We start from the raw sequence: 12,796 nt of genomic DNA on the forward strand, positions 1-12,796 counted from the left end.
CGCCGGGCCATGCCCGGCGTTCGAGGGGCGAGGTGATATCCATCCGCCGGGCATGGCCCGGCGCTACCGTTGAGCCCCGCTCAGGCGTGGAAGACGTCGTTGGCAGGCGGCGACTGCGGAACCGGCGGTGCGCCGCGGCTGCCGCGATGCACGAACATCTGCTTCCAGGCCGCATAGACCGCGCCGACATACAGCGGCATCAGCACCGTGGTGAACACCAGCTGCGCAATGAATGCCGCCGCCAATGGGCCGCCGATCAGCATGCCGAGCTGGACCACGATCACGAACAGCACGTAGACGCAGAACGCGGCGATCAGGCCGAGCACGGTGAACACGGCAGTGGCGCCGATGTTCTCGATGCAGCCCTGCAGGCTCAGGCGCAGCGCGTGCATGCCGCTCTGGCGGTCGAACACCACCAGTGCCGGCTGGGTGAACATCGCCAGGGTCAGCGCCACGGCGGTGCAGAACACCAGCAGCATCCACAGCGCGATGCGCTGCGCCGGCAGGTTGGCGACCAGTTCGGCGGCGGTTTCCGGGCTGATCTGCTGCCCGCTGCGGCCGAGTTCCTGCATCTTGGTCATGGTGTCGCTGAAGGCGGTGAAGCCCTCGCGGCCGATCATCAGGTACAGCAGCGCGCCCAGCAGCAGCACGGCCAGCACCTGGATCGCCAGCGGCACCAGCAGGTGGCTGACACGACGATCGCGGATCGGCTGCAGCAGATGGGTGGCCAGGCCGGGACGGCCCTGGTCGATCTCACCCATGGCGTACAGCATGCCGCCGAACATCACCGGTGAAATCACCAGCGTCATCATCTGCAGGGCCAGGCCGGCGGTGCCGGGCAGCATCGTCCCCAGAAGGGTGACCACCCAGTTCACCAGCAGCCAGGTCAGGCCGATCCGGGCCAGCTGCAGCGGCGCACGCCGATACAGCGAGAACGTATCCAGCAACCACTGGGCGCCCGCCGAGGCTGGCAGCTTGCGAATCTCTTTCATGGACATCCGGGGAGGGACAGGAGGGGCCGGGCGGTGTGCCCGTGCCGCCGATTATCCCTGTTTTGCCACCGGCTGGGCTGAAGACAGCCGGGCCTGGCGGACAAAGCGCCGCAACAGCTGGCGGGCCAGCGGGGCGGCGCTGACCGCGCGCTCGATGCTGCGCGCACAACCACCATGTCGGCCGATGCAGTCGGCGCGCGCGCGCACGTAGCCACGCATGTGGTGGGTGGCGAATTCCGGATGGAACTGCACGCCCCAGGCCTGGCGGCCCCAGCGGAAGGCGTGGCAGCCATCCAGCGGCGAGCGTGCCAGCACGGCGGCACCTTCAGGCACGCGCAGCACGGTCTGCAGATGGGTGGCGTGGGCCGCGAAGTGGCTCGGCAGGCCCTGGAACAAGGGGTCCTGCGCGGCCTGCGGGTCCAGTGCCAGTTCAATCGTTCCCGATTCGCGCCCGGCGGGGTTGTAGGCCACCTCGCCGCCAAGCGCGTGGGCCAGCAGCTGGTGGCCGTAGCAGATGCCGAACACCGGCACGTCGTCGTGCGCGGTCTGCCGCAGCCAGGCGGCACTGCGCTCGCTCCATTCGGCGTGGTCGGTGACGAAGGCGGCCGAGCCGGTTACCAGCACGCCGGCGAAGTCGCGCGGATCGGGCAGGTCGGCGCCATGCTCGACGTCGACCACCACGGTCTGGTGTTCTTCCAGGCCGGCGGCCACCCGGATCCAGTGCGGAAAGCGCCCGTAACGGCGCAGCGACGGCACGGGGCGGCCGGTTTCAAGGATCAGGAAGGGCGCTGGATTCATCCGGGGGAGGCAGTACGGACAGGACTTCCTCGATTGTAGTCAGCCCCTGTGCCACCTTTTCAAGCCCGGCCTGGCGCAGGGTTCGCACGCCTTCAGCACGCGCGGCACGGTTGAAACCGGCCAGATCCATGTCCGCACGGATCAGCCCGCGCAGGCGCGAGCCCAATGGCAGCAACTCATACAGGCCGATGCGGCCGAGGAATCCGGTGCGCCGGCACTCCAGGCAACCGACCGGCCGACAGGGCGTGGCGGCATCTGGATATGCAGCTTCGCTATCAGCCAGCACCGCCCAATCGGCCCTGCCGAGGGTGTGCGGCTGCTTGCAGTGCGGGCACAGGGTGCGCACCAGGCGCTGGGCGAGGATGCCGTTGACGGTGGATGACAGCAGGTAATGCGGCACGCCCAGGTCGAGCAGGCGGGTGATGGCCGAGGGCGCATCGTTGGTGTGCAGGGTGGACAGCACCAGGTGGCCGGTCAGCGAGGCCTGCACCGCCATCTGCGCGGTTTCCAGGTCGCGGATCTCGCCGATCATGATGATGTCCGGGTCCTGCCGCAGCAGGGTGCGCACACCGCTGGCGAAGTCCAGGTCGATGTTGGTCTGCACCTGCATCTGGTTGAATTCCGGCGCGATCATCTCGATCGGGTCTTCCACCGTGCACACGTTGACGTCCGGCGTGGCCAGCCGCTTCAGGGTGGAATACAGGGTGGTGGTCTTGCCCGAACCGGTCGGGCCGGTGACCAGCACGATGCCGTGCGGGCGCTCGACCAGGGCGGTCCAGCCGGCGGCCTCCTGCGGGCTGAAGCCGAGCTGGTCGATGCTCTTGAAGGCCGCTTCCGGGTCGAAGATGCGCATCACGCACTTTTCGCCGAAGGCGGTCGGCATGGTCGACAGGCGCATTTCCACTTCACGGCCGCCGGGCGAGCGGGTCTTGATGCGACCATCCTGCGGGCGCCGGCGCTCGGCCAGGTCCATGCGTCCGAGCACCTTGATACGGCTGACCACGGCGGTCATCACCGCCGGTGGCACTTCGAACACCTTGTGCAGCACGCCGTCGATGCGGAAGCGCATGCGGCCCATTTCGCGGCGGGGCTCCAGGTGGATGTCCGACGCGCGCTGCTCGTAGGCGTACTGCAGCAGCCAGTCGACGATGTGCACGATGTGCTGGTCGTCGGCATTGACGTCGCCGGTGCGGCCCAGTTCGACCAGCTGCTCGAAGCTGGGCAGGGTGGTGTTGGCCTCGCCACGCACGTCGCCACGGGCACCGCGCACCGAGCGGGTGACGCCGAAGAACTCCATCGTGTAACGGTGCAGGTCGAGCGGATTGACCACCGCCAGCTCGATGCGCAGGCGGGTCAGGTGCTGCAGGTCGCGCAGCCATTCCTGTGCCAGCGGCTCGCTGGTGGCCACCAGCACGCGTTCGCCATCCACCGCCAGCGGCAGGAAGCGATGCCGGCGCGCATAGGCGTGCGAGGCCACGGCGGTGACCGAGGCGACGTCGACCCGGGTTGGATCGATGCGCAGGTAGCGGCTGCCGGTGCGCTGGGCCAGCCACTCGGTAAGGCGCTCCAGATTGAGATCGCCGCCGTCGCTGGCAGCCAGCTTGAGGTTGGACAGCAGCACCAGCGGATGTACTTCACTGGCATTGCGAGCGCCCTGCGCGGAAAAACGGATGCGCTCGCGCTCGTGCGCGGCCACCACGCCATCGGCCAGCAGGGCCGCCGCAACCTGTTCGAACTGCAGGCGACCGGGCGGCAATGGCACCGCACCAGGCTCGCCGGGCGTGCCCGTGGGCAGCCGATGTTCCATCCACCTGCTCCTTCCGGGTACGGAATGCCCCGCAGGTCGGCCGTTATACTAGCGCACCCCTTTGCCGGCCAAGACTCGTCCGCATGTCCGCGACCCCGACCGTTCCGATCACCTTCCAGGGCCTGATCCAGACCCTGAACCAGTTCTGGGCCCAGCAGGGCTGCGTGCTCATCCAGCCGCTCGACCTGGAGGTGGGCGCCGGTACGTTCCACCCGGCCACCTTCCTGCGTGCGATCGGTCCGGAAACCTGGAACGCGGCCTACGTGCAGCCGTCGCGGCGCCCGACCGATGGCCGTTACGGCGAGAACCCGAACCGCCTGCAGCGCTACTACCAGTACCAGGTGGCGATGAAGCCGGCGCCGGACAACATCCAGCAGCTGTACCTGGATTCGCTGAAGGCGGTGGGCATCGATCCGCTGGTGCACGACCTGCGTTTCGTCGAGGACAACTGGGAATCGCCGACGCTGGGCGCTTGGGGCCTGGGCTGGGAAGTCTGGCTCAACGGCATGGAGGTGACCCAGTTCACCTACTTCCAGCAGGCCGGTGGCCTGGAATGCCGGCCGGTGCTGGGCGAGATCACCTACGGTCTCGAGCGCCTGTGCATGTACCTGCAGAACTGCGACAACGTCTACGACCTGGTCTGGACCTACGGCCCGGATGGGCAGCCGGTGACCTACGGCGACGTCTACCACCAGAACGAGGTGGAGCAGAGCACCTACAACTTCGAATACGCCGACGTGGAAGAAATGTTCCACCGCTTCGACGCCTGCGAGCGTGAAGCGCAGAAGCTGGTGGACGTGAACCTGCCGCTGCCCGCCTACGAACAGGTGATGAAGGCCAGCCACACCTTCAACCTGCTGGATGCGCGCCGTGCGATCAGCGTGACCGAACGCCAGCGCTACATCCTGCGCGTGCGCGCGCTGGCGCAGGCGGTGGCCAAGGCCTACTACGAGCAGCGCGAGAAGCTGGGCTTCCCGGGCGCGAAGAAGGCCTGACGGCCCGTTCTCCCATCACGCGTTTCACCTACTCCCCCAGGGGCGCCGGCCGCGTCGCGCGCTGCGCCCCCACCACAGGATCGAACCGATGAGCCACTTGTCTCCCCTGCTGATTGAACTGGGCACCGAAGAGTTGCCGGTCAAGGCGCTGCCGGGCCTGGCCCAGGCCTTCTTTGACGGTGTCGTCGACGGCCTGCGCAAGCGCGGCGTGGAACTGGAGCTGGGCGATGCACGCCCGCTGTCGACCCCGCGCCGCCTGGCCGTGCTGCTGCCGGGCGTTGGCCTGGAACAGCCGGAACAGCACAGCGAAGTGCTGGGCCCGTACCTGAACATCGCGCTGGACGCCGAAGGCCAGCCGACCAAGGCGCTGCAGGGGTTCGCGGCCAAGGCCGGGATCGACTGGACCGCGCTGGAAAAGACCACCGACAACAAGGGTGAGCGCTTCGTGCACCGCGCGGTGACCCCGGGCGCGCGCACCGCCGCGCTGCTGCCGGAGATCCTGCGCGAGGCCATCGCCGGCATGCCCATCCCCAAGCCGATGCGCTGGGGCGACCACAGCTGGGGCTTCGCCCGCCCGGTGCACTGGCTGGTGCTGCTGCATGGCGGCGACGTGGTCGAGGCCGAACTGTTCGGCCTGAAGGCCGACCGCATGAGCCGCGGTCACCGCTTCCTGCACGACAAGACCGTGTGGCTGACCCAGCCGCAGGACTATGTGGAATCGCTGCGTGCCGCCTTCGTGCTGGTTGACCCGGCCGAGCGCCGCCAGCGCATCGTCGCCGAGGTGGAAGCCGCTGCCGCCACCGCCGGTGGCAGCGCGCGCATCACCGAGGACAACCTGGAGCAGGTGGTGAACCTGGTCGAGTGGCCGTCGGCAGTGCTGTGCAGCTTCGAGCGCGCGTTCCTGGCGGTACCGCAGGAAGCGCTGATCGAGACGATGGAGATCAACCAGAAGTTCTTCCCGGTGCTGGATGACGGCGGCAAGCTGACCGAGAAGTTCATCGGCATCGCCAACATCGAGTCCAAGGACGTGGCCGAAGTGGCCAAGGGCTACGAGCGGGTGATCCGCCCGCGCTTCGCCGATGCCAAGTTCTTTTTCGACGAAGACCTGAAGCAGGGCCTGCAGGCGATGGGCGAGGGCCTGAAGACGGTGACCTACCAGGCCAAGCTGGGCAGCGTGGCCGACAAGGTCGCGCGCGTGGCGGCGCTGGCCGAGGTGATCGCCGCGCAGGTGGGGGCCGACCCGGTGCAGGCCAAGCGTGCTGCGCAGCTGGCCAAGAACGACCTGCAGTCGCGCATGGTCAACGAGTTCCCGGAACTGCAGGGCATCGCCGGCCGCCACTACGCGGTGGCAGCTGGCGAGTCGCCGGAGGTAGCGCTGGCCATCGACGAGGCCTACCAGCCGCGCTTCGGTGGCGATGACATCGCGCTGTCGCCGCTGGGCAAGGTGCTGGCGATCGCCGAGCGTGTGGACACCCTGGCCGGCGGTTTCGCTGCGGGCCTGAAGCCGACCGGCAACAAGGACCCGTTCGCCCTGCGCCGCAACGCGCTGGGCCTGGCCCGCACGATCATCGAAAGCGGCTTCGAGCTGGACCTGCGCGCGCTGCTGGCCAGCGCCAATGCCGGGCTGGCCGCGCGCAGCGTGCAGGCCGACGTGGCTGAGCTGTACGACTTCATCCTCGACCGCCTGAAGGGCTATTACAGCGACAAGGGTGTGCCGGCCAGCCACTTCAACGCGGTGGCCGAGCTGAAGCCGGCCTCGCTGTATGACTTCGACCGCCGCCTGGATGCGATCGGGATCTTCGCCGCGCTGCCGGAAGCCGAGGCGCTGGCCGCGGCCAACAAGCGCATCCGCAACATCCTGCGCAAGGCCGAAGGCGATATTCCGGGCCAGATCGATGCGGCCCTGCTGCAGGAAGATGCCGAGCGCGCGCTGGCCGAAGCTGTGACTGCCGCCATCGACGATACCGGCGCCAGCCTGCACCAGAAGGACTACGTGGCCGTGCTGGCGCGCCTGGCCCGCCTGCGTCCGCAGGTCGATGCGTTCTTCGACGGGGTGATGGTCAATGCTGAGGATCCGGCTCTGCGCGGCAATCGCCTGGCGCTGTTGACGATGCTGGGTGAGCGCCTGGGCAAGGTCGCGGCGATCGAGCATCTGTCGAGCTGATCGGTAGCCCATCCACGCATGGCGTGGATCTACTGGGCAACCGTCACCCATGGTGTGGATTTCCGGTAGTGCCGGCCAGCGGCCGGCATTACCCGGCGCTGTCCATCGGGATCATCGCCGGCATCGCACACGATGCCGGCATTTCCGCATGCGCTTGCGATGATCGCCACAAAGGCGCGTATTTTGACCGCCACTTAACAACCGATCCCGATTGGCGTGACGCATTTCGCATCGTCACCTCGGGTCGGTATGCTGTGCCGCATGCAGCCAACGAAATACGCCCTGCCGCTGATGGTCCTGTCGCTTTGCGCCACTTCCGTGGCCCATGCGCGCGGCACCATCGACAAGGTGGACATCAAGGGATTGGACAAGGGCGACGACGCCGCGATCATCGAGAACATCCAGGAATCGCTGTCGTTGTTCGACACGATCGGCAAGGAGCAGGGCGAGTCACGCCTGGAATACCTGCTGTCGCAGGCCGAGCGGCAGACCCGCCAGGCACTGGAGCCGTTCGGGTACTACAACCCGGTGATCAAGGTCGAGGCGCCGCGCCAGGACGAGCACGTCACCGTGCTGATCCATGTCGACAAGGGCCCGCCGGTGCTGGTGCGCCGCGAGCATATCGACATCACCGGTCCGGCGATGTACGACCAGTACCTGCAGGACGACCTGACCGCATTCAAGCCCCGCAAGGGCCAGCGCTTCGAGCATACCCAGTACGAAGCCAGCAAGATCACCGTGACCCGGCGCCTGGCCGAGCGTGGCTACTTCGACGCCGACTACACCCAGCGCCAGGTGCAGATCACCCGCGCGGACAACGCTGCCGACATCGACCTGACCTGGGACAGTGGCCGCCGCTACAACATGGGCCCGGTGACCTTCGAGCAGAACTACTTCGACGACAAGCTGTTCGACCCGCTGGTGTACTGGGACCAGGGCAGCTACTTCCACGAAGGCAAGCTGGACCGCCTGCGCGAGTCGCTGACCAAGCTGGATTACTTCAGCGTGATCGACATCCAGCCACGCCCGGACCAGGCCGATGAAAACGGCGAGGTGCCGGTCGATGTGAAGCTGACGCGGGCCAAGCGCAGCATCTATTCCTATGGTCTGAGCTACGGCAGCGAAAGTGGCGCCGGTGTGCGCGGTGGCCTTGAACGGCGCTACCTGAACAGCCGCGGCCACAAGATGAACACCCAGCTGGACTATGCGCAGAAGCGCAAGAGCCTGATCACCAGCTACCGCATCCCGGCGTTCAACTGGCTGGATGGCTGGTACACCTTCGCCGCCAGTGCCTACGACGAGCAGACCGACTACATCGATCTGCGCAACTTCAAGCTGATCGCCAGCCGCAGCGGCGAAATCAACGAGAACTGGACCGCCATCGCCTCGATCAACGCGCTGCGCGAGCGCTGGCGCTACGCCTCGGGCACCGAATTCACCGATGCGGTCTACAACACGTCCACGCTGGTCTATCCGCAGATCGTGGCCGATTACGTGAAGGTGGACGACGAGCTGTTCCCGCGCAGCGGCATCAGCGGCACGGCGACGGTACGTGCCGGCGTCGAAGGCGTTGGTTCGGACACCAGCTTCGTGCAGGCCAATGCTGTGCTGCGCTGGTACATCCCGGTGGGACCAACCAACCGCCTGATCCTGCGCGGCGAAGGCGGCACCACCTGGACCAGTGACCTGGTGGCGATGCCGCCCAGCCTGCGTTACTTCGCCGGTGGCGACCGCAGCATCCGCGGCTATGCCTACCGTGAGGTCGGCCCGCGTACGCCGAAGCCGGACAAGTACGCGCTTGGTGCCAAGCACCTGGTGGTCGGCTCGGCCGAATACGAGCACTACTTCAATGGCGGTCCGTGGGGTGCGGCGGTATTCGTCGATACCGGCAGCGCCTTCGATACCAACATCGACCTGCATACCGGCGTCGGCTTCGGCGTGCGCTGGAAATCGCCGGTGGGCCCGGTGCGGGTGGATATCGCGCACGGCCTGAACAACCCGGATTCGCAGTTCCAGCTGTACCTCAACATCGGAGCGGACCTGTGAGCACGCCCGCACCGACCCCGTCGCCGAACACGCCGCCGCGGCGCGTGCGCTTCTACCGCCGTCGCCGTTTCTGGGCATGGTCCGGCGCGGGCGTGGTCGGCCTGGTGCTGGTTGCCCTGCTGGCCGTGTACTGGCTGCTGCAGACCGTGGCCGGCCGCGATGTGCTGCTGGCGCAGGTGGTGGCGCGCCTGCCGGTGGGCGCCAGCTTCACCTGGGACAAGGTCGAGGGCCCGGTGGCCGGGCCGCTGACCCTCTACAACGTCGACTTCCGCTACGACGACATCCATTTCCACGCCGAGCGCGCGCACCTGGAACCGGACCTGCGCCCGCTGCTGGGCCGCAAGCTGCTGCTGGACAAGCTGGAACTGACCAACGCCACGCTCAACCTGGCCAAGAGCGATGAACCGTTCAAGCTGCCATCGTGGCCCGATTCACTGCCGCAGATCGAAATGCCGCTGGCGATCCAGGCCGATGTGATCGCCATCGACAGTTTCCGCATCAGCCAGGCCAACGAGCCGGTGATCGACATCAGCCGCGTGCGCGGTGGCATCGAAATCGCCAATGGCGAGTTCCAGGCACGCAAGCTGGTGGTGGACAGCGACATGGGCAATTTCACTGCCCAGGGACGCTACATCCCGGCCAAGGATTACGACACCGACGTCACCGTCACTGCAGTGCTGCCGGCACCGCGCGGGCGGACCGCGGCCACGGTCGGCCTGGTCGCACGCGGTGATCTGGCGCATATGGAAGTGGCGCTGGCTGGCCGCGCGCCGAAGCCGCTGCACGCGATGCTGGTGTTCGATGGCCGCACCGATCCGACCTGGAACGCGACCGTGCGCAGCGACGAGCTGGACCTGGCGCTGTTGTCGCCGGCGCTGGCCAGCTCGGCCATCGCGCCGCTGGCATTGGATTTCACGGCCTCCGGCAAGGGTGGCAACGCCAACCTGCAGGGCCGGGTGAAGCAGGGTGAGCAGGAACTGGAGCTGGCGCCGTCGGTGGTGTCGCTGCAGGACCAGGTGCTGAAGGTCTCACCGCTGGTGGTCAAGGGCCTGGGCGGCGAAGCACGCCTGGAAGGTACTGCCGATTTCAGCGAAGAAGAGCAGCAGAAGCTGAATTTCTCGGTGATCGCGCAGGACCTGACCTGGGTGCCGGCGCCGGACCCGAACACCGCAGGCAGTTCGCCGGTGCCGGTGACGCTGAAGGAAGCACGCTTCGGTCTGGCCGGTACCTTGAAGGCGTGGGCGGCGATCGGCCGTGCCGATGTCGAACGCGAAAAGCAGAAGGCGCAGCTGCGCTTCGATGTGCGTGGCAACGATCAGGCCGCCGAGATCCGCGAACTGCAGGCGCAGACCCCGGGTGGCCAGCTGCAGGTGGAAGGCAAGGTGGCGTGGGCACCGCAGTTGGACTGGGATGCCAAGGCCACGCTGAAGGATTTCGACCCGGGCTACTTCGCGCCGGGCTGGGATGGTCGTCTGTCCGGCAATCTCGCGTCCAAGGGACGTCAGTTGCCGCCGCCGGCCAATGCGCCGCCGGGCACCGCGGGCACGCTGGAGGCCACGGTGGACCTGCCCTCGCTGAAGGGCACCCTGCGCCAGCGCGACGTCGATGCACAAGGCAAGTTCGCCCTGCAGGGTGAGCAGGGCCAGGGTGAACTGAAACTGGCCGTTGGCAGCAGCCGGGTGACCGCCTCGGGCAAGGTCGGTGATCGCCTCGACATCGATGCGCGCTTCGAGCCGCTGCAGCTGAGCGATCTGCTGCCCGGCGCCGATGGTGGCCTGCGTGGCCAGGTGCAGGTAAAAGGCCCGCGCGATGCGCCGGACATCACCGCCGATCTGGTCGGCAACAATCTCAACTGGGATGGTTACGGCGCTGAAAGCCTGAGCATCAAGGGCCGGCTGCCGTGGCGTGGCGACAGTGGCACGCTGGCGATTCAGGGCCAGCAGGTCAATGCAGGCATGCTGCTGGAGCGCTTGAACATCGATGCGCAGGGCAGTGTCTCTAACCTGCGCCTGGCCGCGCAGACCCGCAACGAACTGGGCGCGATCGAGCTGCAGGGCAGCGTGCGCCAGCAGGGCGAGCAATGGCGTGGCGAACTGGCCACGCTGCGCATCGCACCGGTGAAGGGCGATGCGTGGGCACTGCGTGCGCCTGCGGCATTCGCCATCAACGGCAGCACCTACACGCTGGGCGAAACCTGCCTGGGCGCTGCGACCGGGGGCGCCCTGTGTGCGCACGCCAACTGGCCGCGCGAAGGGCTGGTGGTGCGCGGCGATGCGTTGCCGTTGGCGCTGGTGCAGCCGTGGTTGCCACCGCAGTCCGGCCGGCGCATCTACCTGCGTGGCGAACTCAACCTGGACGCGCAGATCCGTCCGCGCGGCAACGCGTGGGAAGGGCACGTGGAAGTGCGCTCGGCCGAAGGCGGCGTACGCCTGGGCGAGAACCGCAACACCAGCGTGGCCGATGCCAACCGTGGCGAGCTGGTGCGCTATGACCAGTTCTCGCTGAAGCTGGACATGACCCCGGCCAGCATCAAGGGCTACCTGGGCATGGGCTTCCAGGGCAACGGCTTCGTTGATGCCAAGATGCAGACCGGTTGGGAACCGAGTGCGCCGCTCAACGGCGAGCTCTACCTCAACATGTCGCGCCTGTACTGGCTGGAACTGTTCTCGCCGGACGTGGTGCGCCCGACCGGCCTGATCGAAGGCCACGTCAGCCTGCGTGGCACGCGCGGCCAACCGTCGCTGGGCGGTGATGCACAGCTGAGCAACTTCAAGGGCGAGTTCCCGGCGCTGGGCCTGACCTTCGACCAGGGCAAGGGCAGCTTCGTCGCCCAGCCCGATGGCTCGGCCAAGATCACCGCGCAGGCCAATTCGGGCAAGGGCACGCTGTATGTCGACGGCGGCCTGTCCTGGTTCGGCGATGCACAGCCGCTGCAGTTGAAGATCCACGGCGAGAATGTGCTGCTGTCCAACACCAGCGAGCTGCGCATCATCGCCAACCCCAACCTGGACTTCACCCTGGCCAAGGCCGCGATGGAGCTGCGCGGAACGGTGCACGTGCCCGAGGCCGACATCGATCTGGAGCGCCTGGACCGTGGCACCTCGGTGTCCGAGGACGTGGTGGTGCTGGACCCGGCCGATCCGGAAGAGTCGCGTACCTCGCCGCTGGACATGGAGCTGACCGTCAGCCTGGGCGACAAGGTCAAGATGAGCGGTTTCGGCCTGAAGGGCGCGCTGACGGGCAAGATGCAGGTCTGGGCCAAGCCCGGTCGCGAGATGACCGCCAACGGCGGCCTGGAAGTCAGTGGCCGCTACAAGGCCTATGGCCAGGACCTGACCATCACCCGCGGCAACCTCAACTGGAACTACAACGCGGTGTCCGACCCGCGCATCAACATCCGCGCCGAGCGCCGGATCGGTGATGTCACCGCCGGCATCGACGTGACCGGGCGCGCACAGCAGCCACGTGCCGATGTCTGGTCCGATCCGGCGATGTCGCAGTCCGAAGCGCTGGGTTACCTGGTGCTGGGGCGCAGCCTGACCGGTGCCAGCAGTGACCAGACCCAGCAGGTGAACGCCGCATCGGCCGCGCTGTCGGCGGGCAGCGGGCTGCTGGCTTCGCAGCTGGGTGCCAAGCTCGGCCTGGACGATGCCGGCGTCAGCCAGTCGCGCGCGCTGGGCGGTTCGGTGATCGGTGTGGGCAAGTACATTTCGCCCAAGTTGTACGTGGGCTACGGCGTGTCGCTGGTTGGTGCCGGTTCGGTGATCACGCTGAAGTACCTGCTGCGCCGTGGTTTCGACGTTGAAGTGGAATCGAGCACGGTGGAAAACCGCGGTTCGCTGAACTGGCGGCGGGAAAAATAACCCGCCGCGACATCCCGGTAGAGCCGAGATCCTATGTTTGTGGTCAAGCCTGCTGGAAGCAGGCTTGACCCACTTTCAGCATGGCTGGATCAAAGTCCCGACCGCTCTTGAAGACGCCCCAGGCGATCTTG

The 12,796-nt window shown here is 67.2% G+C and carries 7 protein-coding genes; 4 read left to right on the top strand and 3 right to left on the bottom strand.

From position 1 onward, the window contains the following. Nucleotides 1–80: 80 nt before the first annotated feature. Genes ACFX4F_RS16140 through ACFX4F_RS16150 form a run of 3 tightly spaced genes read right to left on the bottom strand, consistent with a single transcriptional unit; the run spans nt 81 to nt 3,597 of the window. A complete protein-coding gene (locus ACFX4F_RS16140; protein ID WP_089237918.1) occupies nt 81–992 on the bottom strand; it encodes a BPSS1780 family membrane protein in 912 nt (303 codons plus the stop codon). Between the two features lie 51 nt (nt 993–1,043). Then, nucleotides 1,044–1,790, bottom strand: coding sequence for a glutamine amidotransferase (locus ACFX4F_RS16145; RefSeq protein ID WP_099819941.1), 747 nt, complete (start codon nt 1,788–1,790; stop codon nt 1,044–1,046). Then, nucleotides 1,762–3,597, bottom strand: a complete 1,836-nt coding sequence (locus ACFX4F_RS16150; RefSeq protein WP_099819940.1) for a GspE/PulE family protein — start codon at nt 3,595–3,597, stop codon at nt 1,762–1,764. Before ACFX4F_RS16150 ends, ACFX4F_RS16145 begins: the two co-directional genes overlap by 29 nt. An 83-nt stretch (nt 3,598–3,680) precedes the next feature. Here ACFX4F_RS16150 and glyQ point away from each other — a divergent pair, with 83 nt between their 5' ends. The 4 genes from glyQ to ACFX4F_RS16170 all read left to right on the top strand — a co-directional run bounded on the left by glyQ (nt 3,681) and on the right by ACFX4F_RS16170 (nt 12,665). Further along, nucleotides 3,681–4,592 carry a glycine--tRNA ligase subunit alpha gene (glyQ, locus tag ACFX4F_RS16155; RefSeq protein ID WP_099819939.1) on the top strand — a complete coding sequence of 304 codons (912 nt, stop codon included), beginning with the start codon at nt 3,681–3,683 and terminating at the stop codon, nt 4,590–4,592. 88 nt (nt 4,593–4,680) lie between these two features. Next, nucleotides 4,681–6,756, top strand: a complete 2,076-nt coding sequence (glyS, locus tag ACFX4F_RS16160) for a glycine--tRNA ligase subunit beta (RefSeq protein WP_380657078.1) — start codon at nt 4,681–4,683, stop codon at nt 6,754–6,756. Nucleotides 6,757–7,005: 249 nt separating this feature from the next. Continuing rightward, on the top strand, nt 7,006–8,802 hold the full coding sequence (locus ACFX4F_RS16165; protein WP_099819937.1) for an autotransporter assembly complex family protein: 1,797 nt from the start codon (nt 7,006–7,008) through the stop codon (nt 8,800–8,802). After that, on the top strand, nt 8,799–12,665 hold the full coding sequence (locus ACFX4F_RS16170; protein ID WP_380657082.1) for a translocation/assembly module TamB domain-containing protein: 3,867 nt from the start codon (nt 8,799–8,801) through the stop codon (nt 12,663–12,665). The genes ACFX4F_RS16165 and ACFX4F_RS16170 overlap by 4 nt, the downstream gene beginning before the upstream one ends. Nucleotides 12,666–12,796 lie beyond the last annotated feature (131 nt).

The organism is Stenotrophomonas sp. YIM B13575 (genome assembly GCF_042787595.1).
GTDB lineage: Bacteria > Pseudomonadota > Gammaproteobacteria > Xanthomonadales > Xanthomonadaceae > Stenotrophomonas > Stenotrophomonas lactitubi_B.

Excerpts from the sequence above, each read along its gene's own strand:
- ACFX4F_RS16145 (WP_099819941.1), bottom strand. The coding sequence starts at position 1,790 with ATGAATCCAGCGCCCTTCCTGATCCTTGAAACCGGCCGCCCCGTGCCG.
- glyS (WP_380657078.1), top strand. The coding sequence starts at position 4,681 with ATGAGCCACTTGTCTCCCCTGCTGATTGAACTGGGCACCGAAGAGTTG.
- ACFX4F_RS16150 (WP_099819940.1), bottom strand. The coding sequence starts at position 3,597 with ATGGAACATCGGCTGCCCACGGGCACGCCCGGCGAGCCTGGTGCGGTG.
- glyQ (WP_099819939.1), top strand. The coding sequence starts at position 3,681 with ATGTCCGCGACCCCGACCGTTCCGATCACCTTCCAGGGCCTGATCCAG.
- ACFX4F_RS16165 (WP_099819937.1), top strand. The coding sequence starts at position 7,006 with ATGCTGTGCCGCATGCAGCCAACGAAATACGCCCTGCCGCTGATGGTC.
- ACFX4F_RS16140 (WP_089237918.1), bottom strand. The coding sequence starts at position 992 with ATGAAAGAGATTCGCAAGCTGCCAGCCTCGGCGGGCGCCCAGTGGTTG.